The organism is Agrobacterium sp. DSM 25558, assembly GCF_900100825.1.
In the GTDB taxonomy this organism is placed as follows: Bacteria; Pseudomonadota; Alphaproteobacteria; order Rhizobiales; family Rhizobiaceae; genus Agrobacterium.
This window is the reverse complement of record NZ_FMUD01000008.1, coordinates 107,300-130,343: the sequence shown is the minus strand read 5'-3', so window position 1 is coordinate 130,343 and position 23,044 is coordinate 107,300. Positions and strand designations below refer to the sequence as shown.

Here is a 23,044-nt window from a genome sequence, read left to right as displayed (position 1 = left end):
CCGTCAGAAGAACAGCCGCTCCAAGGGTCCAGCGGGCAGTGAGAGTTGCAGCAGCTGCGCAAAGATCACCCAGATGACGAAGCTGAACACGATGCCGATAGGGATCGAATACCACAGCTTGCGTTTGCCGAAGGCGCGCGCCGTGAAGGCAAAAAGCAGGCCGGTGGCGATCGAGAAACCAGCGACGTTCAGCAAAAGCATCTGCGCGGCAAGACCGGCGATGACCCAGAAGACAGGTCCCATTTCCTGTTTGTCGCGGGCCGGAAACTCATTGCGCCATGCCTCGAACCCGGTCCAGATCGCCAGTCCGACAAGACAGAAGGCAATGGCGTAAGGAACGGTAGCGGGGCCGACCGGAGAATAACCGGTGACGCTGGCAAGGCGTGCCGAATCCCAGAAGATCACGGCGGCGACGATCACCAGAAAAACGGCGATGCCGAACGCCGCCCAATCAGGGCGGCGCTTTGTGGGTTGGGAAGGGGATGAACCCTGGCTCATTTTACCAGTCCGATGTCTTTGAGGATGGCTTCTGTCGAGGCGGTGTCCTTGGCAAGCTGTTCCTTGAAGGCGTCACCTGCAAGATAGGTGTCCATCCAGCCCTTGGTCTTCAGCGTTTCCTGCCATTTGGCAGACTTGGCCAGCTTTTCAACATCGGCGCTGACGGCCTTTTCCTGCTCAGGCGTCAGGCCTGGAGGGGCAGCGACCATGCGCCAGTTCTGGATAACGACGTCGAGGCCGCTTTCCTTCAGCGTCGGGGCATCGATGCCTTCTATCTTGGCTTCGCTGGAGATGGCGAGAAGGCGAACGGTTCCAGACTTCACCTGGCTTTCGAATTCACCGTAGCTGGAAATGCCTGCCGTGACCTGTGCACCGAGGATGGAGGCCAGAGCCTCACCGCCACCGGAATAAGCGATGTAGTTGATCTTGGTTGGATCGACGCCCGCAGCCTTGGCAATCAGGCCTGCGGTGATGTGGTCTGTGCCGCCGGCAGAACCGCCGCCCCAGGATACGCTGCCCGGGTCTTTCTTGAGCTGGTCGACCAGTTGGCCGATGTTCTGGATCGGCGACGAGGCCGGAACGACGATGACTTCGTATTCACCGGTCAGACGCGCAATCGGCGTGACGTCCTTCAGCGTAACCGGAGCCTTGTTGGTGAGGATGGCCCCAACCATGACGTAGCCACCGACGATTAGCGCGTTGGGATTGCCCTTCTGCTGGCTTGCGAACTGCGCAAGGCCAATGGTGCCACCGGCACCGGGAACGTTCTGAACCTGAACGCGCTTCGAAATGCCGTCTTCCTGCAGAACGCTCTGCAACGAACGTGCCGTCTGGTCCCAGCCACCGCCGGGGTTTGCAGGAGCAATGATGGTGTAATCGGCCGCTGCTGCCGGAAGTGCGATTGCGCCAGCGAGTAGCGAAGCGATGAAGAAATGCTTCAAAGTGAACCCTCCTTGTATGCCATTCGGCATGTTGTGATGATAGCGGAAGGGGCGCGCATGGCCGACATCGAGGGCTGCACATGAGCAACCGGACAACGATCTGTCGGATGAGACTTCCTCCCGCTTCTTCAGTCCGCCTCCACGGATGAACGAAGAATTGCACAGCACCACAGAAAGCTGTCATCTAACTGACGCTTGGCAATTCCTCAGCGCATTTACTGTCTATTAATTTTTGAAATCCGTCTACTGGGCGCGTAAAGCTTCGTTCCAGCGCTCGATGATGCGGGCGCGCTTCACCTGATCGAGATAAACCATCAGCCCCGGACTGACCGGCACGGGCCGCAATTGCGCGCCGTGGATGGCCTGCATCATGTTGGCGGTGTTCTCTCCTGCCACGTCGGGGCTGACCGCCGGTATCTGCAACTGCCGCGCCATGATGGTCTGGCCTTCCTTCGACATGAAGAATTCCAGATAGCGCCGCCCAAGTTCCGCGTTTTTTGCCGCCTGCGGCACCAGTCCGATGCGTGACATAACGACGGTATAATCCTTAGGCAGGACAATGCCGACATCCGGATGGCGCGAGGCCCAATCCGCCGCGTAGGAACCGAGGATGTTGTAGCCCAGCACGAAGCGGCCATCAGAAATGCGTTCCAGAATGGCGGATGAGGTGGAGTAGACCTTCACGCCCGCCGTTCCCATGCTCTTGATGACGTTCCAGATATCGCCGAACTGCTCCTGATCTCGTGACATGAACAGGAAGCCGACGCCGGAGCGTTCGATATCATAGGTGGCGATGCGGCCATGTACGTCTTTGGCATGGCGTTCCAGATAATCCACGAATTCTGCGCGACTGGCCGGTGGCTTTTCGGTTTGGAAGCTGGGCTTGTGATAAACGAAGACGGCGGGTTCGAATGTCAGCGCATAGGCCGTGTTGCGCCAGTTGGCCCAGGCGGGCCAGCGCGCACTCATCGGCAGATCGGAGCGCTGGGCGTAACCGTCATTGCTGAGTTTGACCTGAAGATCCATGGCGGAGGAAAAGGCGAAATCGGCGGTCTTTTCGCCCGCATCCGTTTCCCGCACAATGCGATCGTAGATCTCGCCGGTCAGCATATCCTCATAGGAAACTGCCACATCCGGGTTCGCCCTCTGGAAGCCTTCGATCATGGGTGTGGCGAGCGGTTCGTCCAGCGAGGAATAGACCACGAGCGTTTCCGCATCTGCCTTGCCGGAAAGGGCAGGGAAAAGCATCTGCTGCGCCTGCAAACAGGTGGCGGCAGTCAAGAAAAGACAGAGGGACAGAAGAATACGCATGGAAAAGATCATGCCGCAGGCCCTTGCCATTCACAAGACGGGAAGGCTTGGATAAATTTGATCCAAATGGAGGGCGTCTGCTTGCGAATTCTGCTGGTGGAGGACAATCAGGTTTTGTCGGAAGGGCTTTCCGCGCTGTTGCGGGGCAGCGGCTATGCCGTGGATGTGGTGTCCGATGGTGCGTCTGCCGATGCCGCTATCGCTGCCGAAAATTTCGATCTCGTCATTCTCGATCTTAACCTGCCTGAAATGGATGGCATCGATGTGTTGCGCTCCATGCGGGCGCGCCAGGACAAGGCGGCGGTGCTGATCCTGACCGCGCGCGGCACCCCGGAAGAGCGGGTAAAGGGGCTGGACCTCGGTGCTGATGATTACATGATAAAGCCCTTCGATATCACCGAATTCGAGGCGCGGGTCAGGGTGCTTCTGCGCCGCAACGCCGGTTTGCGCTCTTCGCTGGTCAGCTTCGGCAAGGTGTCGTTCGACCTGACATCGCGCACGTTTACTGCCGATGGCAACCCGCTGGATATTCCAGCACGCGAGGTGGCGCTGTTGGAAGTGCTGTTCATGCGCGCCGGAAAGGTAGTGGCCAAAGAGGCAATCGTGCAATCGTTGACCGGTTTTGACGATGAGCTCTCCGGAAATGCCATCGAGCAATATGTCAGCCGCCTGCGCAAACGACTTGGCCCGCATGGGCTGACGGTAAAGACGGCGCGCGGCATCGGTTATTATCTGGAAAAACTGCCGGAGATGGCGGAATGAAGCAAGCCGCCTATTCGCTGAGGCGGCGTCTGCTTGGCTGGCTTCTGATCTCCACGGCCATCATCGGCTGTGTCGCGTTAGCCGATACCTACCGCGAAGCCATCAACACGGCCAATATCGTCTCCGACCGGGTGTTGTCTGGTTCAGCGCTTGCCATTGCCGAGCGCGTCGTTGTGTCGGAAGACGGTTCGCTCGAAGTCGATATTCCCTATGTTGCGCTGGAAATGCTGACATCGGCTGCGCAGGACCGGGTATTCTATCGCGTCAACGGCCCGAATGGTCAGTTCCTCACCGGCTATCAGAACCTGCCTTCAGTGACTGAGTTGCGCAGCGATGCCCCCGTGTTTATGGATGCAGAGTTTCGAGGCGAGCCCATTCGTGTCGCGGCAATTCAACGGTTTGCGTCCACGGGCGTCAATTCCGTACCGTTCTCGGTCACCGTTGCCGAAACGACGATTGCCCGCAGCCGTCTGGCGCAAGCCATCATTTTGCGGTCCGCGCTACGGCTTTTGTTCATGATCGTAGGCGCCGCCATCATCGTATGGATTGCGGTCACGATTTCGCTGCGGCCGCTGTACCGGCTGAGCGAGGCAATCGATCAGCGCAGCCCCAACGATCTGCATCCCATCCGGCAATCGGTGCCTGTTGAGGTCGAAAACCTCGTGGAAACCGTCAATTCCTTTATGGTGCGGCTGCAATCGGCGCTGGATGCTTTGCGGCACTTCACAGGAAATGCCAGCCATCAGCTCAGGACGCCGCTGGCCATCATCCGCACCCAGCTTGCGCTTTCCGCGCGGGCATCGACGTTGCAGGAGGCGCAGGCGGCGGCGCAGAAGGGCGATGCTTCCGTTGCTCATGCCGAACATATTCTGGCGCAGCTTTTGCGCATGGCGAATATCGATGCGGCGGGATCGGGCGAAAAGCAAAGCCTTGTCGACGTCGATCTCGTGTCACTGGCGCAATCCGTGACTGCCGATTACGTGCCAGTTGCCGCCGAGGCGGGCATCGATCTGGGCTTTGAGCTGATTGAAACAGCCAGCATCCCGGCAGAACCGCTTTTGCTGGGCGAATTGCTCGGCAATCTCATCAGCAATGCCATCGCTTATGCAGGCCAAGGTGCGGAAGTGACCGTGAGGGTTGGAAAGGTCGATGGCGTGGCTTTTCTGGAGGTAGAGGACAATGGACCTGGTATCTCGACGGAAAAGCGCGATGTGGTGCGTCAGCGGTTTGCCAGAGGCGATGGCAATGCGGCACCCGGCGCGGGACTGGGGCTTTCCATTGTCGAAGAGATTGCGACGCTGTTCAAAGGGCGGCTGTCATTGGAAGACGGTGCCGGGGGGCGCGGATTGAAGGCAACCGTTCGTTTCTCGTGAAGCGGCGCATATATGCGCCGCCTCCTGTCATCGCGGTTAATGTTACTCGTTAATCTTGTCGATCAACTGCATCATGATGTCAGCGCAGGCCTTCATCGGCTCGTCGTCGGCACATTTGATGTCGATCTTGGTTTCACCCTGCTCGATGCGGAAATGCGCACCCTTGGATGGTGGCGGTGGCGGTGGCATCATCATGCGCTCACGCGGACCGCCTTCTCGTGGACCACCATCTTTCGGACCCCAATGGCCGGGTGGCGGTGGAGGAGGGGCATCGGCTCTTGGGCCAGCACCTGGCGGCGGTGGTGGAGGAGGTGGCGCATCAGCCTGTTGACCGGCATCGGGCGCACCCGGGGGTGGTGGCGGTGGCTGCTGGGCAAACGTCGAACCTGCCGCAAGAAGAAGTGCGGCACCGGCAATAATCAGCTTTTTCATGAGGGAGACCTCTGGTGTTTGACAACGCAGGACAAACGGCCTCGAAAGGCACTCGGTTGCTCATGGCCAAAAATAAAGTTCGAAGTCCTCTCGGTATTGAGCGAAATTTTACCCCATTCGCTCCGAGGCGTAGGAGCCGGGGCTGGGCGGGAAAACGACCGTGCGGTTGCCGTTGATGAAGGTGCGGTGGTGGATGTGGGCGTGGATGGCGCGGGCCAGCACCTGGCTTTCGACATCGCGACCCAGCGATACGTAGTCTTCCGCAGACTGTGCGTGGGTGACGCGCACCGTATCCTGCTCGATGATCGGGCCTTCGTCCAGATCGGCCGTTACGTAATGTGCGGTCGCACCGATCAACTTTACGCCGCGCTCATAGGCCTGCTTGTAAGGGTTGGCACCCTTGAAGCTGGGCAGGAAGGAGTGGTGGATGTTGATGATGCGACCGGACATTTTGCGGCACATTTCATCTGAGAGTACCTGCATGTAGCGGGCGAGAACAACCAGTTCTGTGCCACTTGTGTCGATCAGGTCCAGCAACTGCGCTTCGGCTTTCGGCTTGTTGTCTTTCGTCACCTTGATGTGGTGGAAGGGGATGTCGTGATTGACGACGACCTTCTGGTATTCGAAGTGATTGGAGACGACACCTACGATATCGATGGGGAGAGCGCCGATCTTCCAGCGATAGAGCAGATCGTTGAGGCAGTGGCCGAAGCGTGACACCATCAACAGCGTCTTGGTGCGCTCGCCATCGCTGTAGATATTGGCATCCATGCCGAACTCTGCGGCAATCGGCGTAAAACCTGCGTTCAGAGCGTCCATCGTCTCGCCTTCCTCTGATATGAAGGAGACGCGCATGAAAAATTTGCCGGTTTCGAGGTCATCGAACTGGGAGCTATCGACGATGTTGCAACCCTTGCCCGCCAGATAACCCGAGATGGCAGCGACGATGCCGCGCTTCGATGTGCAGGCCACGGTTAAAACATAGGTCGTCATAGGCTTCCCCTCATCATGTGTCGCAACGGCCTATAGCGTAGGTCGAGAGTGGCGCAAAGCCTCTCGCGCTTAGCAAGGCTTTGAATTGATAGGGCATGACGGGATGGGCAAGACATGCCGGAAACGACATTCGATGTTCAAAGGAAAAGCCGCTACCGAAATGAGAGGTAGCGGCTTAACGTGTTCGTCAGGCAAGGAAGCTGTCGCGCAGCGCTTCGAACTTCGAAAGCTGATCCGCCAGCAATGCCTTGTTCTCATCTCGGCGCACGAACAGCTTGAACATGGCGCTGCCGCCCGCATTCATGAACCACACGGACAGTGACCGGCGTCCGTGAAATTCTCGATCGATGAAGGTGATCGTGGCACAGTTGTCTTTCTTGATATGCCCGCCGATGGGGCTATCACCATGAATGTTGAACCAGCCATGGCCCTCCGTGCCCTCGGGCAGATGGCCGGGAACCTCGAAGACGATATCCGGCGTCTGGACGATCATCAGGACTTCGCCCCACGAACGCAGCTCGTTCCAGATATCGTTGAACTTTTCAGCGGGTGCTGAAACGGCTGCACCATGCGGTAGCAGAGCCAGAATTTCCGCTGGGGTTACCTCTGCTTTGGCGGCAATAGCTTCCACCACACCATCGGGCTTTTCCGCAAGGGCTGCCTTGGCGCGCTCAATCCGGTCGTCGTTCTTTTGGGCAACGGCACTCATGGTCGATCACGCTGCAACCGGACGGTCTTGCCCGTCCTTGTCTTCGTGGATGATGACGTCGAAGCCTTCGAAATGCGGGCCGGACAGATATTCGACCTTGCCGCGATTGTTGCCAGCATTGGCGTGGGCCGCACGGAACTGCTCGGATTTCGTCCAGGCGGTGAAATCATCCTTCGTCGCCCAGACGGTGTGAGAGGCGTAAAGCGTGTGGTCGTCGGCCTTGGCACCCTTCAGCATGTGGAATTCCAGATAGCCGGGCATTTCGGCCAGATGACGCTTGCGGTCACGCCACATGGTTTCGAACGCTTCTTCAAAGCCCGGCACGACACGGAACCGGTTCATGGCAATAAACATCGATAGTCTCCCTTAAAATTTCCGGCACCAGTCATAGCCCCGCTGCCCATGAAGACCGAAATATAAAAGATAACGAAAATAGTCAACTTATCGGATTGTGCCGAAAATAAAGATGTGTAATGAACTCAACTTATCTGGCGTGCAGACTGTGGCGTGCCGCATTGTTCAGGATTAAAAGATGTCGCTTTCACTTCGCTCAATCGCTTTCGGCACCGTTCTTCCAGTGGTACTGGCTCTCGTCCCTCATGTTGGCATGGCATCGGACAAGGGCAATCCAGAGGCGAAGCGGATTGTCGCAGTTGGCGGCACGGTGACGGAAATTCTTTATGCGCTGGGTGCCGGAGACCGCATCGTCGCGCGGGACTCGACCAGCAGCTTTCCGGCCGAAGCGTTGGCGAAGCCGGATGTCGGTTACATGCGCGCACTGTCATCCGAAGGTATTCTGTCGCAGAAGCCAGATCTCATTTTGTCTGAAGATGGCTCCGGGCCTGCCGATGTCATCGGCATTTTGAAGGCGAGCGAAGTTCCGATGGTGACCGTCGATACGCCGCCGGAAGGCGGCGCCATTGCCAAGAAAATAGAGGATGTGGGCGCAGCCGTCGGGCTTGCGGACAAGGCGAAGGCGCTTGCAGCGCAGGTCAATTCGGATCTCGCGGCGCTGTCCAAGGACGTTGCTGCGGTTGGCGACAAGAAAAAGCGTGTGCTTTTCGTTCTCTCCACCGCCGGTGGGCGCATCATGGCGGCGGGCAAGGATACGGAGGCCGCCGCGATCATCGAAATGGCTGGTGGCATCAACGCTGCCGAAGAGATTACCGGCTACAAGCCACTGACAGACGAGGCCGTGATCGCGGCGGCCCCGGATGTGGTCCTGACCATGCAGCGCGGCAACCATGCGGAAAATCCCGATGAGGTCTTTGCACTTCCCGCCTTCCAGTCCACTCCCGCCGCTGCCTCCAAATCGCTGATCAGCATGGATGGTCTGTATCTGATCGGCTTTGGTCCGCGCACGCCTGCCGCCGGTCGCGAACTGGCCTCCAAGCTTTATCCGGAGATCGTGAAGCCGTGAGCGCGTTGGCTGTGACCGAGGTCGCAGGTCCCATGCCGGGCGACCGTTCCCGCAAGGGTGTCATCACCCTTATCGCCTTGTGCGCTTTTCTGGTGTTTGCCTGCTTCGTGTCGCTGTCCAGCGGGCCGACTGGCGTTGGGTTGCATGAGCTGTGGCTGTATTTCGCTGGCCATTCCCAGACCATGGAGCCGCGTGACCGTGTGATCCTTGAGGCAGTGCGCCTGCCGCGCACGGGTCTCGGCCTGATGATCGGTGCAGCGCTTGCCGTCTCCGGTGCCATGATGCAGGGCCTTTTTCGCAATCCACTTGCTGATCCCGGCCTTGTTGGCGTGACCTCCGGTGCAGCACTGTTTGCCGTTGCCGCCTTGGCACTGGGCGGCAGTCTGCTGGCACCCCTCTCCGCATTGCTCGGTGTTCATTTCCTGCCGCTCATGGCTTTTGTGGGAGGGTTGATGAACACGGTGCTGCTCTACATGATCGCGACCCGAAACGGTGCGACATCCACCACGGTGCTCGTGCTGGCGGGGATCGCCGTCGCTGCCTTAAGTGCCGCCTTGATGGGACTGATGATCTTCATGGCGGATGACCGCGCTTTGCGCGACATCACTTTCTGGAGCCTCGGCTCATTGGGTGGTGCAACGCCGCTCAAGATATGGACGACGCTGCCATTTTTCGTCGTCATCATGGCCAGTATTCCCTTCGTTTCGAAAGGGCTGGATGCGTTGATCCTGGGAGATGCTGCGGCGTTTCATATGGGTATTCCGGTGCAGCGGTTGAAACGTCTCGTCATTCTCGCCGTTGCCGCCGCCTGCGGGGCAAGCGTTGCTGCCGCTGGATCCATCGGCTTTGTCGGCATCGTCGTGCCGCATCTGCTGCGGCTGGTGATTGGCTCGTCTCATCGCTTTCTCCTGCCCGCCTCCGCTATTGGTGGGGCAGGGCTGCTGCTGCTGGCGGATAGTTTTGCGCGGACCGTTGCAACGCCTGCCGAATTGCCTATCGGCGTTGTGACCGCGCTCATCGGCGCTCCGGTCTTCCTGTTTCTGCTGCTGGGTCGCGGCAATGGGCTCGGTTTGAGGAATGTGACATGATTTCCACGCGCGGTGTGACCGTCGTCCGTTCCGGGCGCAGATTGCTGGACGATGTCTCGATCAAGCTCGAGCCCGGCACCTTCAGCGTGATCATCGGTCCGAATGGTGCGGGCAAATCCACGCTCATGAAAGTGCTGTCCGGCGAGATGCGGGCAGATGGCGGCGACATTGCCTATAACACCGTTGACGTGAAGCTGTTTTCACCGGTGCAACTGGCGCGTATTCGGGCCGTGTTGCCGCAAAGCACGGTACTGTCGTTTCCGTTCACGGCGCTGGAAATCGTCCGTATGGGTGCTGTTGCGCAAGGATCTCTCAAGCCGGAAGAACAAGCAAGGCAGGCGCTGGCGAAGGTGGGCCTCAGCGGGTTCGAGGGTCGATCCTACAACATGCTGTCTGGCGGAGAGCAGCAGCGCGTGCAGTTTGCCCGTGTCTTGGCGCAAGTTCCCTATCCGGTGGAAGATGGTCAGGCGAGGGCGCTTTTGCTGGATGAGCCGACGTCGAGCCTCGATCTCGGCCACCAGATTTCCGTGCTGGAAACCGCGCGCGATTTCGCTTTAGCTGGCGGCACGGTGCTTGCGGTCCTGCATGATCTCAATCTCGCTGCCGAGTTCGCCGATCAACTTATCGTCATGCATCGCGGTAAGATCACGGCCTGCGGACCTGCGCTGGAAACGATCAATGACGAGACGATTGCGCGGGTTTACGGCATCGGCGGTACCGTTGGTCGCGTTCCCGCACGGCACATTCCTTATGTCCTGCCGCAGTCACGACATCGCTGACGGCATCGTTACGGTTCTGGCCGGGTGGTAACGAAAATGGCGGCACCCAACATGACGGCGGCGACGAGTGAGGCGCGTAATGGCGTCGGCTCGGTTCCGAACCAGAAAATCGCGTAACTCATTGTCATCAGAGACACTGCGGCGATTTTTGCCCTGCGCGGAATGGCACCTTTTTCCCGCCAGTTGCGCAGCGAAGGGCCAAATCGGGGGTGGGACAGAAGCCATGCTTCCAGCTTCGGAGACGATTTTGAAAAGCACCACAGCGCAATCAGAAGAAAGGGTGTCGTGGGCAAAACGGGCAGAAACGCACCGACAATACCGGTTGCGACCATCAGCCAGCCAAGACAGAGATATAAGATGCGCATGAGTGCCGGTATCATGAGTTAAGATGTCATGATAGTGCGAAAGCTGTCGCGCTCAGGACGTGTCCGAGGATCTGCCATGTGGCTCGAAACGGCCTCAAGGGTTGAAACTCTTGGCTTCAGCCGTTATCTGCCTGCCCGGAGGCCTGCAGTATAAGTGGGCAACCACTAGGCAAAAAGAAGGAAACACCATGGCCAAACTTATTCACTCTATGGTCCGGGTGCTGGACGAAAAGCGTTCGGTGGGTTTTTATAGCCAAGCGTTCGGGCTGGAGGTCGCGGAGCGTTTCGAGTTCGAGACATTCACACTGATCTATCTCTCGAGTGCCGACGGTGATTTCGAGCTTGAGCTGACAGTCAACAAAGGCCGCGAAGTGCCATATGCGCTGGGCGATGGCTATGGCCACATTGCAGTGAGCGTTGACGATGTGGATGCCGAGCATGCCCGCCTGACGGAGCTTGGCCTTTCTGCTGGCAAGATCGTGAATGCAGAGTACAAGGGTGCGCCGTTTGCGAAGTATTTCTTCATCTGTGATCCGGATGGCTACAAGATCGAAGTGCTTCAGCGCGGCAACCGCTTCAAATAAATCAAGAGGGTTTCCATGGCAGAGGCAGGCGTGAAACTGGAAGAAAGCTGGAAACATGTGCTTTCCGCTGAATTCGCCAGCCCGTACATGCAGAAACTGAAAGACTTTCTGCTTGCCGAGAAAAATGCCGGCAAGCATATTTTCCCCAGAGGTAGCGAGTATTTTCGCGCGCTCGACCTCACGCCACTCGATGAGGTCAAGGTCGTTATTCTCGGCCAAGACCCCTATCATGGCGCGGGACAGGCGCATGGTCTGTGCTTTTCCGTGCAGCCGGGCGTGCGCACGCCACCTTCGCTCGTTAATATCTACAAGGAATTGCAGAGCGATCTGGGCATCCAGCCCGTTAAGCACGGCTTTCTGGAAAGCTGGGCCAAGCAGGGTGTGTTGCTGCTTAATAGCGTTCTAACCGTTGAAGAAGCCCGTGCCGCATCCCATCAGGGGCAAGGCTGGGAAAAATTCACCGATGCCATCATCCGCACCGTGAATGACGAATGCGATGGCGTGGGTTTTCTGCTCTGGGGCTCCTACGCGCAGAAAAAAGCGGCTTTCGTTGACCAGACGAAACATCTGGTTCTGAAATCGCCACATCCATCACCGCTCTCCGCCCACAACGGATTTTTCGGCAACCATCACTTTTCAAAAGCCAACGAGTTTCTTGTTTCGCGCGGCCGAGGGCCTATCGACTGGCAGTTGCCAGCTGATGTCTGAGCCCGTCACGCCAACTGCAACCTATTTGACCACATTGATCTCGGACACATAGTCGCGAACGATACCGTCGTCCGATGACGCCCGGATAACGACCTTGTCACGACCGATATATCCCTTTTGAGACGTGTAGTAGGCAACGGTTCCCATCACCTCTTTGCCTGTGCAAAGCCTGTAATCGCCGGAAAACTTGCCTTCGACTTTTTCGTGAACGATATCGACCTTACCGTGTTGAGGAGGATCGATCACGCGCATTTCCGCAAATGTGCGCATGTTGCAATCGCGTTTCACAATGGCAACTCGACTGATTTTGAGACGATCACCGCTCACAGTCGTCTTTCGAGAAGAATATTGTTTCACACCATCGGCGTTCGTGGTGACGCAACTCGATAGCGCCGCTGAAATTGTCAAAACCAAAGCTGCATTAACCGCAAATCTATTCACGATCCACTCCAGTAGCAAAGTTGTGAAGTGAAACTAGAGGCGAGCCAACGGCAGTCAAGTTAAATTAACGTAAGGAACGGGCTCTGTGGAGGGCATAGGAAAAAGTGTGCCGTCGGTGTGTAGGCGAAATACGCGACCTTGCGCAAAAACGGCTTTGCACTTTTAAATTGACTGATCTAAAGATAACCGGACTGCTATCTGAAGGATTTATGCCGGTGACTTTTCTGTCTGCGAAAACATCTGTTGCTCTTCCCGACCCGCACGCCATCGTTGCAGCTTTTCACGAGCACTTTGCCGAGTATATGACGATGACCCGCGAGGGTGCGGCGGTGCATTTTGAGGCAGATTACGGCAATGGCACATTTGGTGCCGAGGATGGCCGTTTTGCAGCGCGCATCAATTGCGTTTCGGAAAATGTTCTGCTGTCCGTCAAGGCCATGGTTGCCGAGCATATCGTCGAGTTTTCCGGCGATACGTCGCTTGATTTTCGCTGGGAAGGCGATGGGGCAGAGCTGCGGGAACTGCCCAATCTGTTCAGCGGTCGGGTGGTGCGCGCTTATAATCTGACACCGAAGATGCGGCGTGTCGTGATTTCGATCGAAGAGGGCATCGAACGGCTGATGAATGGCGGGCTGCATGTGCGCATTCTCATCCTTCCCGATCAGACCCGCGCTCCTGTCTGGCCGCATCTGTCGAAAACGGGTGCCATCGTCTGGGCGCAGGGCGAGGATGAACAGGCGCGCCGCGTTTACACCATCCGTTCCGGCAATATCGAGCGCGGGGAAATCGATCTCGATTTCGTCATGCACGAGGGTGACGACATGCCCGGCGCGCATTTTGGCGCAACGGCAGCAGCGGGTGATATCGTAGGTATCGTCGGTCCCGGTGGCGAATTGCCTGATGCGGAAAGCTACGTTTTCGCCGGTGATGAAACCGCACTGCCCGTGATGTTGCGCATGGCGGCGGAAATGCCTGCGGGCAAAAAGCTAACGGTTTACGCGGAAATCGACAATGAGAACGAGCGGCAGAACATTGATTCCAAATCTGACATGAATTGGAATTGGCTGTATCGCAACGGTCGGGACGCTGGAACTGCTGGATTGCTGGTGCAGGCCCTGCGCTCTCACGCGTGGCCAAGCCCGGATGGACTGCATGTCTTCGTCGGCTGTGAAAAGATCGAAGCACGCGCCATCAAGAAAATACTGGGCGATGAAGCTGGGCTCCCGAAGACCTGCCTGCACACGGCCGGTTACTGGGTCCGGGGCGCAAACGACGACCATTGATCCAACAACGTCGATTTGCTGAACAGTTCATTCGATCGTTTCCAATTTGAGAACAATCCGTTCTGAACGTCCTGTCTATGCGAACGGCCTGATCTGCACCATCTTGAGCCCATGAACGAAGGGCGTCGCTTTCCCGCGAGCCCATCCAATTGGAGGGTTTAAAATGCTGAACCAGATCAAGGGTCTGCACCACGTCACATCCATGGCGGCGAGTGCGCGTGGTAACAACCACTTCTTTACCGACACGCTCGGCTTGCGCCGCGTCAAGAAGACGGTGAATTTCGACGCGCCTGATGTCTACCATCTCTATTACGGTGATGAAGTTGGAACGCCCGGCTCGGTGATGACCTATTTCCCCTTTCCGCACATGGCGCGGGGCCGTCAGGGCACTGGCGAGGTCGGCACGACGCTGTTTTCCGTTCCCGAAGGTTCACTCGGCTACTGGCAGGATCGCCTTGCCAAGGCGAATGTCGATGGATTGAAAGCCGATGAAACCTTCGGCAACAAGCGCCTGCATTTTGCCGGACCGGATGGCGATGGCTTTGCCTTGGTCGAGGTCAAGGACGATGCGCGTGCGCAGTGGACTGCCAACGGCGTCGGTGAAGATCAGGCCATTCGTGGTTTTCAGGGAGCGTCGCTGCGGCTTGCAGATGAAGGTGCCACCGCTGAACTTCTGAAGTTCATGGGCTATCAGGAAGTGGACCGGCAGGACGGCGTTTTGCGGTTGGGCATGCCTGGTGGCAACGGTGCCGATTTCATCGATATCGAGACGATGCCGAATATCTCCGGCGCTCGTCTGGGCGCAGGCTCCGTTCACCACATCGCCTTCGCGGTCGAAAACCGCGAGACGCAGTTGGAAGTTCGTAAAGCGCTGATGGATACGGGGCATCAGGTTACGCCTGTTATCGACCGGGATTACTTCTGGGCGATCTACTTCCGCACGCCCGGCGGCGTGCTGTTTGAAATCGCCACCAACGAACCGGGTTTCGACCGCGACGAAGACACGGCCCATTTGGGCGAAGCGTTGAAGCTGCCATCACAGCACGCACATCTGCGCGCCACGCTGGAGCAGCATTTGGAGCCGTTGGACGGCGACGCGAAGTAAATGACGGAAGGCTGGTCGGCCTGATGACCGCCAGCCATTCCCAGGAGTATTGCCATGAGCAAGGATAGTTATGTTCACAAGGTCCGCGCCGTTGCGCCGGGCCAGCCCGCCTTCTTCGTGTTTCACGGCACTGGCGGCGATGAAAACCAATTCTTCGAATTCGGCTCTCGTCTGCTGCCGAATGCCACCGTGATTTCCCCACGGGGTGATGTGTCGGAATTCGGATCGGCACGCTTTTTCCGCCGCAAGGCCGAAGGCGTTTATGACCTTGATGATCTGGATCGTGCCACACGGCATATGGCCGAATTTATCAAGGCCAACCGCGAGTATCACGAGGCAGGTCTCGTCGTCGGTTTGGGTTTTTCCAACGGCGCGAATATTCTCGCCAATGTGCTGATCGAATTCCCTGATCTGTTCGACGCAGCCGTGCTGATGCATCCGCTCATCCCGTTCGAGCCGAAGCCCGCGCCAGCACTCGCGTCACGGCGTGTGTTGATCACGGCGGGCGAACACGACCCGATCTGCCCGGTTCCACTGACCAATGCTTTGGCGGACTATTTCAGGGCGCAGGGTGGGGAGGTTGAGATGGAATGGCATGCTGGCGGCCATGAAATTCGCGGGAATGAGATAGAGGCGGCCAGGGCGTTTTTGACGCAGTATGTGTAACACGTCCCGTCATGCCGGCCTTGAGCCGGTATCCAGCAGCGCCGCGTCTGCGGTGCGAAAGAGTCTCATGACCTGACAGACGTCAGGTCACTGGATTCCGCATCGAGTGCGGAATGACGGAGTGGGGAGGGAATGACGGTGTAAGATTACCGATACCCGCAATCTTGCAATTGCTTCTCATACCGCATGGCCACGTTGGCGGATTTTCGGGCGGCATTCTTGATGGCGGTGTTGTTGCGCCAGACGCCGTTGGCATAGCCCGTGTGGCCGGAATAATAGGCGAGGTAGAGATTGTAGGGGTCGTTAAGGGCTATGCCGTTCTGGCGGTTGCTCTTGGCGTGGTACCAGCCGACGAAGTGGATAGCGTCGGTGAAATCGGTTCGGCTGGCATTCCAGCGACCTGTCTCGCGCTGATAGACTTTCCACGTACCATCAAGCGCCTGGGCATAGCCGTAGGCGGTGGACTTGCGTCCCCATGGGATAAAGCCGAAGAGTTTGTTGCGCGGTGGACGCGCATAGGGCTGGAAGCTGGATTCGGTGTAGATGGTTGCCATCATCACCGGCACCGGCACGCCGAACTCCCGTTCTGCGGCTTGCGCGTCTTTCTTCCAGTTGTTGAACATGCCGTTTCGCTGTTCGAAAATCGCACAGGCATTGGTGATCTGCGACGGAGCGGTCGCGCAGCCAGCCAGAACAGTCAAAAGAAAAACGACGACAAATACGCCACGCATCGCGAAACCTCTCGTTCCGCTCATTACTAAATTGTAAATGTTAACGGTCGGTTTTGAGACAAGGTTAATGCAAATGCGGTCTATTAAGGTTTCGTTTACGATCAGATGCGGCCGATAGCGCTTGCCATCTGGTAAAGCGCCAAGCCTGAGGCCGTGCCGGCATTGAGGCTGTCGAGCTGAGGCGATTGGGCGATACGGGCGGTGTGGAAGCGCGCAAGCACGTCGGGCGGCAAGCCATCTCCTTCAGTACCGATGACGAGCGCCATGCGGTTGGAAGCCGTGATTTGACGGATTTCCTTTGTGCCTGCGGGAGACAGGCTCCAGATGTCGAAACCCTCCGCTGCTAGAGTTTCCAGCATCTCAACCGCGCCGCCGCCGCGATGATAGGGGACTGACAGAACAGAGCCGACCGAAACGCGCAACGACTTCCGGTAAAGCGGGTCGCAGCAGGTGGCGTCCATAAACATTGCATCGGCATAAAACGCCGCGGCATTGCGAAACATCGAGCCGAGATTATCGTGGTTGGAAATACCGCAGCCGACGAGCACGAGCGAGGATTGCGGCAGTTGCTGTATGGTCGCCGCTATGTCCTTGTCGCTCTTGCGTTTGCCAAGCGCCAGAATGCCGCGATGCAGGTTGAAGCCGACGATCGCATCCAGCACCGAGGCCGTCGCCACATAGATCGGCACATCGGATGGAAATTCGCTGAGGATATCCGCCACGCCTGCCAAGCGGTTTTCGAGGATGAGAATGCTCTCCGCCTCGAAATCGCCACCCGCCTTGTGGGCTGCGGCCAACATGCGCAGCACGACAGTGCCTTCCACGATGAAGCGACCCTGCCTGCCGGTGAGGTCGCGTTCACGAATATCGCGGAATGCGGCGATGCGCGGATCATCCGCCTCGGTTATAGAGGTGAATGCGAGATCAACGGGCATCGATGGTGATGTCTGCGACGAAACGGCCAGCCTGAACGTTGAACACCAGCGCCTTGCGTGTACCGTTGGCCAGGCGTCCATAGAACAGCATATCGCCACTGGCAAACGAGACGTTTTCAATGGTGAAGCCCTGCGGCAGGCTTGCTGTTGCCGCAACGGGCGCATCCGAGGGGACGGTCGCGCTGGTATTCGTGGTGGTCGCGGTCTTGGATGGGCCGACCGCCTTGTAGACAACGGCACCGAAGACAGCCATAAGGCTGATAAACATCACGGAGCCCGACACGATCTGCAACCGGATCATCTTGCGGCGAACTTTTTCCATGGCCGGGTCTAACGGCTGGTCGTCCTGTTCGGCTTGCTCGATCTGCGTCATCGGGATCCTTGGATATTGTTGAGTGATCGGAAATAAGAATGAACGACCCCTTTAAACAAGGCGGAGACGCAAGGAAAGTCCTGATTGCCGGGGAAGATGCCGAAGGTCGCCTCGACGCATGGCTGGCTGCTGAAGTCGGCGGTGATCTGTCGCGCAGCCGCATCAAGGCGCTGATCGAACAGGGCGCGGTTTTTCTGAATGAAAAGCCAATCACCGAGCCGAAAAAGAAGGTGCATCCGGGCGACCGCATCGAGATCACCATGCCGGAGCCGGAAGACCCGGAGCCCAAGGGTGAGGATATTCCGCTGGAGGTGGAATATGAGGACGAAGACCTCATCGTGCTTCTCAAACCAGCCGGTCTGGTTGTGCATCCCGGTGCTGGCAACTGGACCGGAACGCTGGTTAATGCGCTGATCCACCATTGCGGTGATAGTCTGTCCGGCATCGGTGGCGTCAAGCGCCCGGGCATCGTTCACCGGTTGGATAAGGAAACCAGCGGCGTCATGGTCGTTGCCAAGAATGATAATGCCCACCGCAAGCTTGCCGCACAGTTTGCCGACCATGGCCGCACCGGACCGCTGGAGCGTGCCTATAAGGCTATCGTCTGGGGTCGCCCCAAGACCTTGCGCGGCACGATCGATGCGGCACTGGGTCGGGGAGCCGACCGCACCAAGCGCGCCGTCAAGCGAGAGGACACAGATGATGCGCGCGAGGCCATCACCCATTACGAGGTGATCGAGCGTTATCACGAAAAGCAGGATGCGACATCGCTTGCCTCGCTGGTGGAATGCCGTCTGGAGACCGGGCGCACCCATCAAATCCGCGTCCACATGGCCCATATCGGCCACCCGTTGATCGGGGACCCGGAATATGGTGCGGCGTTCCGCACCAAGGCCAATCTGTTGCCGGACGAGGCGAAAGCAGTGGTAAATCGTTTCCCGCGTCAGGCTTTGCATGCCTATCTACTGGCGTTTGAGCATCCACGCACAGGCGAAGTGATGGAGTTCGAAACAGATATGCCTGACGATATGGAAGAGCTGGCGCAAGCGCTGCGAGGCTGAAACTGCCCAAATACAGACACAGTCACTCCGGGAGCGGATGCTTCCCGGAGCGTTTTTTGCTGGCCAAAATTCTCGTAAGCAGCAAATTACCCTCATAATTTAGTTTATTATAATTACTTAAATAAGCGGCATGATTATACTGTCTCAATTTTGCTTTATTTAGCCCTACCTTTTCGCACTGCAATAAAGCTCCTCTTTAAAGGTAGTATATCTCTCAACAAAATCCACCGAAGATTGAAATGTATTTTGCAACCTGCTCTCTAGCATGCAGAAACCAGGGATTGAACGCCATGAACGTCAATGACCGAAAATTCATCTTTCATGATCTGCAAAAAATCGAAGGTTATATTGATCCTCCAGACGCCCTCGTCTTCACCTCACTGTTGCATGCGCAACAAAAAAAATCGTTTGAGGGAGGGGTTGCCGAGATTGGCGTATTTTACGGGCGCTCTTATTTTCTCCTGCGCAAAGCCGTGGGCAATGATGGCCAAGTGCTTGCCGTGGACCTATTCGATCTTGACGATGCGGATGGCACCTGCCGCCAATATGAGCGCTTCCTCGACAATGGCAGGCGGCTCGACCTGAAGGTCGATGAAAGCCTCGTTATCAAGGGCGACAGCACGCGGCTCGACCCCAATGAAGTGCTGGAGAAAATCGGCAAGGTTCGGTTCTTCAGCATCGATGGCGGCCATATGCTGCATCACGTTCTGGCAGACAGCAAACTGGCGATGGACGTGCTGGCCGACCATGGCGTTATCGCGTTCGATGATACATTCAATCCGCAATGGCCGGAGGTGACCGTTGGTGTCGCGGATTTTCTGCGCCAGAAAGGCGACAGCTTCAGCGCGTTCTGTATGACGAAATACAAGACCTATGTTTGTCGGCGTGAGTACCATGATTTTTATGAAGGGGTGGTTCTTCGATCGCCGGAGTTGCTGGCTTTCGACCATGTCGAAACCGAGTTCCTGGGTTCGAAAGTCACGCGGCTGCACAACCCCATGGGACGCCGGATGATCTATGAGCTGATGCTACGATCTGGCCTCACAAATTTTTCGGAACGAATTTATCGCTGAGCTGTTTTCACAGGGTCAAACAGGCAGGTAATTTTATAACGCGTGTGTGAAGCGCAAGCGCTTGAAACGTGAGTTTCCAATACATATTTGTTACGTGGGTTCGTGCGGGGTCGGAGTTCGACACGCAATTTTGGTTTGCCTGCGAAGGGAGCCAGCCTGGAACATAGATAAGGGGGTGCTTTATGGCCCGCAATAGTTTGCCTTCAATTACCGCCGGTGAAGCCGGCCTTAACCGATATCTCGATGAGATCCGCAAGTTCCCAATGTTGGAGCCGCAAGAGGAATACATGCTCGGCAAGCGTTACGCCGAACATGGTGACCGCGATGCAGCGCATAAGTTGGTGACGAGCCATCTGCGTCTCGTGGCGAAAATCGCCATGGGATATCGCGGTTACGGTCTGCCAATCGGCGAAGTCGTATCCGAGGGCAATGTGGGCCTGATGCAGGCGGTGAAGAAATTCGACCCCGAGCGTGGCTTCCGCCTTGCGACATACGCCATGTGGTGGATCAAAGCTTCGATCCAGGAATATATCCTGCGGTCCTGGTCACTGGTCAAAATGGGAACGACCGCAAACCAGAAGCGGCTGTTCTTCAACCTTCGTCGCTTGAAGGGCAAAATCCAGGCCATCGAAGACGGTGATCTGAAGCCTGAACATGTGACGGAGATCGCCACCAAGCTTCAGGTGTCCGAGGAAGAAGTGATTTCCATGAACCGCCGCCTGCATGGCGACGCTTCGCTGAACGCGCCGATCAAGGCTGCGGAAGGGGAGGCCGGGCAGTGGCAGGATTGGCTTGTGGATGACCACGAGAGCCAGGAAACGGTGCTCATTCAGCAGGACGAGCTGGAAACACGTCGTCGCATGCTTTCCAGAGCCATGGGTGTTCTGAATGATCGTGAACGCCGCATTTTTGAAGCACGTCGTCTTTCGGAAGATCCGGTGACGTTGGAAGACCTGTCAACCGAGTTCGACATCAGCCGCGAGCGTGTGCGTCAGATCGAAGTCCGCGCCTTTGAAAAGGTTCAGGAAGCCGTCCAGAAGGACGCACTTGAAGCTGCAAAGGCGCTGCGCGTCGTCGACGCATAAGCGTATTGATTTATAAATGACAAAGGCCCCGGATGTTGTCATCCGGGGCCTTTTTGTTTCAGTTGATACGATCATTACTGACCGGTGGCGGGCGCGGCAGCGCTCCACTCACGCAAAGCCGTCTCGAATGCAGGCTTGCCATCGGCACCCTTTTGCAAGGTCAGCAATGCGCGGCGGCCGTTGCGATAGGACACCGGAATATCGATCCAGTCACGCGTCCGCATCAGCTCGAGATTGGTCTTCAAGGCATCCGGAAAATCATTCAGCGCGATCATGTGGAAATCATCGGTGATTTTCGCTGGAACGGCGATGAGCGCGTTGCCACGATCCTGCTCAGTGCTTTTCATTGCGATGCGTTGAACGCTGTCGATTGCGCCGCCTTCAAAACCGGCACCCACAGAAAAGACGATCTCAACCAGATGGCTGGCGGGTAGGGACGGGTCAGTGTTGCGCTTGAAGGTGATCAAGGCGCTGAGGCCACGGCCGGGAATGGTGATCTGACCCTGAACGGTTGGCGAGGGCTTGCCTTCAGCATCCGCTTCATTCTGTAGCGACCACGAAACGGTACCCTCGATGGCTGTCGGTACGGTCTGGCCAAGAACTTCTTCGTAAAGGAACATGCGGTGGCCGGAAGCTGCCGCTGCCTGCTGTTGTGCCGGAGCCGTTTGACCAGCAGGCGCAGCCGTCGTTGTCGGCGGCGTGGTCTGCGCGGTTGCTGGTGGTGCCTCTTCGTTTTGGACGTAGACAGACTGGCCCTCGGCCGTTACCGGCTGGCCGTTGGCACCTGGGCCAGCGCCTTCGTCTTTTTCCGTTCCATCAGTCAGGAGACGCTGGGTAAACTTCGTGCCGGTTACCGAGCCGTCATCTACCGCAGCCGTTTGCGTCGGCGTCGGTGTTGGCTGACCATTGGTATTCGTTTGTGCAGGTGTGGTCGTGGCAGGTGCAGACGCCGGGGTGGACGTCGTTCCCGACGGGGCGGATGCGGTCGTCGTTGCATTCTTTGCAGACTGTACGAGGCCGCCGACCACGTCATTCAGGGTGTCACGGTTGATCCAGAGCGCGTAAGCGCCACCAGCCAACAACACGACGCCGCAGAGCGACAGCACAAGCGCTGCGTAGTTGCGACGCGGCTTCTTCTTCGTCCGATAGGCAGCAGCCGGAATGCCGTCTGTAGAAAGACCGGAATCGTAATCGCTCCTGCCCGTGTTGCCGGCAGAGTTGCTCGATGAGCCGTCATAGCCGATCAGTTCTTCCAGATCGTCCCAAGGCGTGCGCTCCTTGTCATCCTTCTGTCCCGGCTGCGGGGCGAAAGGATCATTGTCGGCACGTGGAAGACCGGGGCTGGTTTTGGGCGGCAGATCAAGTGCCGTATCCTGGAAATAGGTGGAGTAGTCCTCGACAACCGCTGGCGTCTGCTTTGGCCCATCCGCCTTCGGCTCAGGCTTGCGGTATTCGTCGTCGGAGAAGGTCGGTGCTTCACCGAAATGGACATCGTCGTTGCGATGTTCATCCTGCTGCGGTTCGGAATTCACATCCTGATAATAGGGGGACGGAGCCGAGTAGCTGGCATTATAGGGCAACGCTGCGTTTTCGTGGAAAACATCGTTTTCCGCATGGCGCACCGGTTCTTCGTGTAGCTCTTCAGCAGTCGGGCGAGCGTGGTCATCGGCAGGATTGTCCTGTCCGACCCAATGCTGGTGGGCGTGCTCCTCGTCTGCGACAGGCTCTGGCTCGACAGCCGGCTCCGGTGCATAGCGCCGCTCTTCCGTGGCACTCGTGAAATATGTCTGGGTTTCCGGCTCCGGTTCAGCGTTCGCATAGGCGTAGTCCGCCTCGACCGGTTCGGGCGCGACTGGCTCCGGTTCGACATATCGCTCGGCCGCAACCTCCGGCTCGTCGTGATAGGTCGCGTATTGTGGCTGATGCTCTTCTTCTACCGGTGCGGCTTGCACAGGCTCCGGTTCAACAGTGTCTTCGTCGTATCGGCGCTGCTCGTCGGCAACCGTCTCTTCATAATAGGGTGAAGAGACATCCGGCTGCACGGGAACGGCCAGCGGTGCGGGGGCTGGCTCGACGTAGTCAGGCTCGTCATCCAGGGCCGGAAGTGCCTCGGAATATTCGCCTTCGACTTCAGCAATGGCCGTGTCCAGCTTAAGGATTTGCCGCTTTAACAGTTCTTCCGGCGGGCGCGGCTTCATGTTTTCAAGTTGGCGCACGACGGCGCTACGCGCCTTGTCGTACACCTTAGCCCGGTTTTCGGGAGTATTGTTCGCCAAGCCATCCACGGCTTTGCGAATGACTGCTACAAAATCCGCCATAAGCACTTTC

At 57.5% G+C, this 23,044-nt stretch carries 26 protein-coding genes; 13 read left to right on the top strand and 13 right to left on the bottom strand.

Annotated features, from left to right (window positions below):
* Positions 1 to 3: 3 nt before the first annotated feature.
* From DSM25558_RS09505 to DSM25558_RS09495, 3 genes are all read right to left on the bottom strand, one after another.
* Positions 4 to 498, bottom strand: a complete 495-nt coding sequence (locus DSM25558_RS09505) for a tripartite tricarboxylate transporter TctB family protein (RefSeq protein WP_077104103.1) — start codon at positions 496 to 498, stop codon at positions 4 to 6.
* A complete protein-coding gene (locus DSM25558_RS09500; protein ID WP_077104101.1) occupies positions 495 to 1,439 on the bottom strand; it encodes a Bug family tripartite tricarboxylate transporter substrate binding protein in 945 nt (314 codons plus the stop codon). Before DSM25558_RS09500 ends, DSM25558_RS09505 begins: the two co-directional genes overlap by 4 nt.
* A gap of 243 nt (positions 1,440 to 1,682) precedes the next feature.
* The gene (locus tag DSM25558_RS09495; protein WP_077104204.1) at positions 1,683 to 2,750 is read right to left on the bottom strand and encodes an ABC transporter substrate-binding protein; all 1,068 of its coding nucleotides are present in this window, start codon (positions 2,748 to 2,750) and stop codon (positions 1,683 to 1,685) included.
* Between the two features lie 81 nt (positions 2,751 to 2,831).
* On the opposite strand from DSM25558_RS09495, the gene DSM25558_RS09490 reads away from it, so the two are divergent.
* Positions 2,832 to 3,512, top strand: a complete 681-nt coding sequence (locus DSM25558_RS09490) for a response regulator (RefSeq protein WP_077104206.1) — start codon at positions 2,832 to 2,834, stop codon at positions 3,510 to 3,512.
* Positions 3,509 to 4,885 (top strand): sensor histidine kinase, encoded by a 1,377-nt coding sequence (locus tag DSM25558_RS09485; protein WP_077104099.1) that lies wholly within the window; start codon positions 3,509 to 3,511, stop codon positions 4,883 to 4,885. Before DSM25558_RS09490 ends, DSM25558_RS09485 begins: the two co-directional genes overlap by 4 nt.
* 42 nt (positions 4,886 to 4,927) lie before the next feature.
* On the opposite strand, the gene DSM25558_RS28790 is transcribed toward DSM25558_RS09485, so the two are convergent.
* The 4 genes from DSM25558_RS28790 to DSM25558_RS09465 all read right to left on the bottom strand — a co-directional run bounded on the left by DSM25558_RS28790 (position 4,928) and on the right by DSM25558_RS09465 (position 7,373).
* A complete protein-coding gene (locus tag DSM25558_RS28790; RefSeq protein ID WP_077104097.1) occupies positions 4,928 to 5,317 on the bottom strand; it encodes a hypothetical protein in 390 nt (129 codons plus the stop codon).
* 108 nt (positions 5,318 to 5,425) lie between these two features.
* Positions 5,426 to 6,310 carry a formyltetrahydrofolate deformylase gene (gene purU / locus DSM25558_RS09475; RefSeq protein ID WP_077104095.1) on the bottom strand — a complete coding sequence of 295 codons (885 nt, stop codon included), beginning with the start codon at positions 6,308 to 6,310 and terminating at the stop codon, positions 5,426 to 5,428.
* Between the two features lie 187 nt (positions 6,311 to 6,497).
* Positions 6,498 to 7,019, bottom strand: coding sequence for a heme utilization cystosolic carrier protein HutX (gene hutX / locus DSM25558_RS09470; RefSeq protein ID WP_077104093.1), 522 nt, complete (start codon positions 7,017 to 7,019; stop codon positions 6,498 to 6,500).
* 6 nt (positions 7,020 to 7,025) lie between these two features.
* Complete coding sequence (locus tag DSM25558_RS09465; protein ID WP_077104091.1) at positions 7,026 to 7,373, bottom strand: antibiotic biosynthesis monooxygenase family protein; 348 nt, start codon at positions 7,371 to 7,373, stop codon at positions 7,026 to 7,028.
* A gap of 178 nt (positions 7,374 to 7,551) precedes the next feature.
* Here DSM25558_RS09465 and DSM25558_RS09460 point away from each other — a divergent pair, with 178 nt between their 5' ends.
* From DSM25558_RS09460 to DSM25558_RS09450, 3 genes are read left to right on the top strand one after another with little or no spacing between them, the layout of a single operon-like run.
* Positions 7,552 to 8,439 (top strand): heme/hemin ABC transporter substrate-binding protein, encoded by an 888-nt coding sequence (locus DSM25558_RS09460; protein WP_077104089.1) that lies wholly within the window; start codon positions 7,552 to 7,554, stop codon positions 8,437 to 8,439.
* A gap of 32 nt (positions 8,440 to 8,471) precedes the next feature.
* On the top strand, positions 8,472 to 9,527 hold the full coding sequence (locus DSM25558_RS09455; RefSeq protein WP_143240064.1) for a FecCD family ABC transporter permease: 1,056 nt from the start codon (positions 8,472 to 8,474) through the stop codon (positions 9,525 to 9,527).
* Complete coding sequence (locus DSM25558_RS09450) at positions 9,524 to 10,306, top strand: heme ABC transporter ATP-binding protein (protein WP_077104086.1); 783 nt, start codon at positions 9,524 to 9,526, stop codon at positions 10,304 to 10,306. Before DSM25558_RS09455 ends, DSM25558_RS09450 begins: the two co-directional genes overlap by 4 nt.
* An 8-nt stretch (positions 10,307 to 10,314) precedes the next feature.
* Here DSM25558_RS09450 and DSM25558_RS09445 read toward each other — a convergent pair whose 3' ends face one another.
* Positions 10,315 to 10,671 (bottom strand): YbaN family protein, encoded by a 357-nt coding sequence (locus tag DSM25558_RS09445; RefSeq protein ID WP_077104202.1) that lies wholly within the window; start codon positions 10,669 to 10,671, stop codon positions 10,315 to 10,317.
* A 188-nt stretch (positions 10,672 to 10,859) separates the two neighbouring features.
* On the opposite strand from DSM25558_RS09445, the gene DSM25558_RS09440 reads away from it, so the two are divergent.
* Together DSM25558_RS09440 and ung are read left to right on the top strand one after the other, a co-directional pair.
* Positions 10,860 to 11,255, top strand: a complete 396-nt coding sequence (locus DSM25558_RS09440; RefSeq protein WP_077104084.1) for a VOC family protein — start codon at positions 10,860 to 10,862, stop codon at positions 11,253 to 11,255.
* A 15-nt stretch (positions 11,256 to 11,270) separates the two neighbouring features.
* A complete protein-coding gene (gene ung, locus DSM25558_RS09435; protein ID WP_077104082.1) occupies positions 11,271 to 11,963 on the top strand; it encodes a uracil-DNA glycosylase in 693 nt (230 codons plus the stop codon).
* Between the two features lie 21 nt (positions 11,964 to 11,984).
* Here the strand turns inward: ung and DSM25558_RS09430 are convergent, their stop codons facing one another.
* Positions 11,985 to 12,404: a hypothetical protein gene (locus tag DSM25558_RS09430; RefSeq protein WP_077104080.1), complete on the bottom strand. Its 420-nt coding sequence runs from the start codon at positions 12,402 to 12,404 to the stop codon at positions 11,985 to 11,987.
* A gap of 209 nt (positions 12,405 to 12,613) precedes the next feature.
* On the opposite strand from DSM25558_RS09430, the gene DSM25558_RS09425 reads away from it, so the two are divergent.
* The 3 genes from DSM25558_RS09425 (at position 12,614) to DSM25558_RS09415 (ending at position 15,458) form a co-directional block, all read left to right on the top strand.
* The gene (locus tag DSM25558_RS09425) at positions 12,614 to 13,687 is read left to right on the top strand and encodes a DUF2218 domain-containing protein (protein ID WP_077104078.1); all 1,074 of its coding nucleotides are present in this window, start codon (positions 12,614 to 12,616) and stop codon (positions 13,685 to 13,687) included.
* Between the two features lie 163 nt (positions 13,688 to 13,850).
* Entirely contained in the window at positions 13,851 to 14,792 is a 942-nt protein-coding gene (locus DSM25558_RS09420) for a VOC family protein (RefSeq protein WP_077104076.1), read from the top strand.
* Positions 14,793 to 14,846: 54 nt separating this feature from the next.
* Positions 14,847 to 15,458 carry an alpha/beta hydrolase gene (locus tag DSM25558_RS09415; RefSeq protein ID WP_077104074.1) on the top strand — a complete coding sequence of 204 codons (612 nt, stop codon included), beginning with the start codon at positions 14,847 to 14,849 and terminating at the stop codon, positions 15,456 to 15,458.
* A 146-nt stretch (positions 15,459 to 15,604) separates the two neighbouring features.
* Here DSM25558_RS09415 and DSM25558_RS09410 read toward each other — a convergent pair whose 3' ends face one another.
* From DSM25558_RS09410 to DSM25558_RS09400, 3 genes are all read right to left on the bottom strand, one after another.
* The gene (locus DSM25558_RS09410; RefSeq protein ID WP_077104072.1) at positions 15,605 to 16,189 is read right to left on the bottom strand and encodes a transglycosylase SLT domain-containing protein; all 585 of its coding nucleotides are present in this window, start codon (positions 16,187 to 16,189) and stop codon (positions 15,605 to 15,607) included.
* Between the two features lie 101 nt (positions 16,190 to 16,290).
* The gene (locus tag DSM25558_RS09405) at positions 16,291 to 17,124 is read right to left on the bottom strand and encodes a TrmH family RNA methyltransferase (protein WP_077104070.1); all 834 of its coding nucleotides are present in this window, start codon (positions 17,122 to 17,124) and stop codon (positions 16,291 to 16,293) included.
* Entirely contained in the window at positions 17,114 to 17,497 is a 384-nt protein-coding gene (locus DSM25558_RS09400; protein ID WP_077104068.1) for a hypothetical protein, read from the bottom strand. Before DSM25558_RS09400 ends, DSM25558_RS09405 begins: the two co-directional genes overlap by 11 nt.
* 38 nt (positions 17,498 to 17,535) lie before the next feature.
* Here DSM25558_RS09400 and DSM25558_RS09395 point away from each other — a divergent pair, with 38 nt between their 5' ends.
* From DSM25558_RS09395 to rpoH, 3 genes are all read left to right on the top strand, one after another.
* Positions 17,536 to 18,558, top strand: coding sequence for an RluA family pseudouridine synthase (locus DSM25558_RS09395; RefSeq protein ID WP_077104066.1), 1,023 nt, complete (start codon positions 17,536 to 17,538; stop codon positions 18,556 to 18,558).
* A gap of 290 nt (positions 18,559 to 18,848) precedes the next feature.
* A complete protein-coding gene (locus DSM25558_RS09390) occupies positions 18,849 to 19,631 on the top strand; it encodes a class I SAM-dependent methyltransferase (protein ID WP_077104064.1) in 783 nt (260 codons plus the stop codon).
* Between the two features lie 182 nt (positions 19,632 to 19,813).
* Positions 19,814 to 20,716 carry an RNA polymerase sigma factor RpoH gene (rpoH, locus tag DSM25558_RS09385; protein ID WP_077104062.1) on the top strand — a complete coding sequence of 301 codons (903 nt, stop codon included), beginning with the start codon at positions 19,814 to 19,816 and terminating at the stop codon, positions 20,714 to 20,716.
* Between the two features lie 74 nt (positions 20,717 to 20,790).
* On the opposite strand, the gene DSM25558_RS09380 is transcribed toward rpoH, so the two are convergent.
* The gene (locus DSM25558_RS09380; protein ID WP_077104061.1) at positions 20,791 to 23,034 is read right to left on the bottom strand and encodes a hypothetical protein; all 2,244 of its coding nucleotides are present in this window, start codon (positions 23,032 to 23,034) and stop codon (positions 20,791 to 20,793) included.
* Between the last annotated feature and the right edge of the window lie 10 nt (positions 23,035 to 23,044).

Excerpts from the sequence above, each read along its gene's own strand:
- DSM25558_RS09395 (WP_077104066.1), top strand. The coding sequence starts at position 17,536 with ATGAACGACCCCTTTAAACAAGGCGGAGACGCAAGGAAAGTCCTGATT.
- DSM25558_RS09485 (WP_077104099.1), top strand. The coding sequence starts at position 3,509 with ATGAAGCAAGCCGCCTATTCGCTGAGGCGGCGTCTGCTTGGCTGGCTT.
- rpoH (WP_077104062.1), top strand. The coding sequence starts at position 19,814 with ATGGCCCGCAATAGTTTGCCTTCAATTACCGCCGGTGAAGCCGGCCTT.
- DSM25558_RS09445 (WP_077104202.1), bottom strand. The coding sequence starts at position 10,671 with ATGCGCATCTTATATCTCTGTCTTGGCTGGCTGATGGTCGCAACCGGT.
- DSM25558_RS09495 (WP_077104204.1), bottom strand. The coding sequence starts at position 2,750 with ATGCGTATTCTTCTGTCCCTCTGTCTTTTCTTGACTGCCGCCACCTGT.
- DSM25558_RS09425 (WP_077104078.1), top strand. The coding sequence starts at position 12,614 with ATGCCGGTGACTTTTCTGTCTGCGAAAACATCTGTTGCTCTTCCCGAC.
- DSM25558_RS09405 (WP_077104070.1), bottom strand. The coding sequence starts at position 17,124 with ATGCCCGTTGATCTCGCATTCACCTCTATAACCGAGGCGGATGATCCG.
- DSM25558_RS09410 (WP_077104072.1), bottom strand. The coding sequence starts at position 16,189 with ATGCGTGGCGTATTTGTCGTCGTTTTTCTTTTGACTGTTCTGGCTGGC.
- hutX (WP_077104093.1), bottom strand. The coding sequence starts at position 7,019 with ATGAGTGCCGTTGCCCAAAAGAACGACGACCGGATTGAGCGCGCCAAG.
- DSM25558_RS09505 (WP_077104103.1), bottom strand. The coding sequence starts at position 498 with ATGAGCCAGGGTTCATCCCCTTCCCAACCCACAAAGCGCCGCCCTGAT.
- DSM25558_RS09440 (WP_077104084.1), top strand. The coding sequence starts at position 10,860 with ATGGCCAAACTTATTCACTCTATGGTCCGGGTGCTGGACGAAAAGCGT.
- DSM25558_RS28790 (WP_077104097.1), bottom strand. The coding sequence starts at position 5,317 with ATGAAAAAGCTGATTATTGCCGGTGCCGCACTTCTTCTTGCGGCAGGT.
- DSM25558_RS09390 (WP_077104064.1), top strand. The coding sequence starts at position 18,849 with ATGAACGTCAATGACCGAAAATTCATCTTTCATGATCTGCAAAAAATC.
- DSM25558_RS09380 (WP_077104061.1), bottom strand. The coding sequence starts at position 23,034 with ATGGCGGATTTTGTAGCAGTCATTCGCAAAGCCGTGGATGGCTTGGCG.
- ung (WP_077104082.1), top strand. The coding sequence starts at position 11,271 with ATGGCAGAGGCAGGCGTGAAACTGGAAGAAAGCTGGAAACATGTGCTT.
- DSM25558_RS09420 (WP_077104076.1), top strand. The coding sequence starts at position 13,851 with ATGCTGAACCAGATCAAGGGTCTGCACCACGTCACATCCATGGCGGCG.
- DSM25558_RS09450 (WP_077104086.1), top strand. The coding sequence starts at position 9,524 with ATGATTTCCACGCGCGGTGTGACCGTCGTCCGTTCCGGGCGCAGATTG.
- DSM25558_RS09400 (WP_077104068.1), bottom strand. The coding sequence starts at position 17,497 with ATGACGCAGATCGAGCAAGCCGAACAGGACGACCAGCCGTTAGACCCG.
- DSM25558_RS09465 (WP_077104091.1), bottom strand. The coding sequence starts at position 7,373 with ATGTTTATTGCCATGAACCGGTTCCGTGTCGTGCCGGGCTTTGAAGAA.
- purU (WP_077104095.1), bottom strand. The coding sequence starts at position 6,310 with ATGACGACCTATGTTTTAACCGTGGCCTGCACATCGAAGCGCGGCATC.
- DSM25558_RS09455 (WP_143240064.1), top strand. The coding sequence starts at position 8,472 with ATGCCGGGCGACCGTTCCCGCAAGGGTGTCATCACCCTTATCGCCTTG.
- DSM25558_RS09460 (WP_077104089.1), top strand. The coding sequence starts at position 7,552 with ATGTCGCTTTCACTTCGCTCAATCGCTTTCGGCACCGTTCTTCCAGTG.
- DSM25558_RS09415 (WP_077104074.1), top strand. The coding sequence starts at position 14,847 with ATGAGCAAGGATAGTTATGTTCACAAGGTCCGCGCCGTTGCGCCGGGC.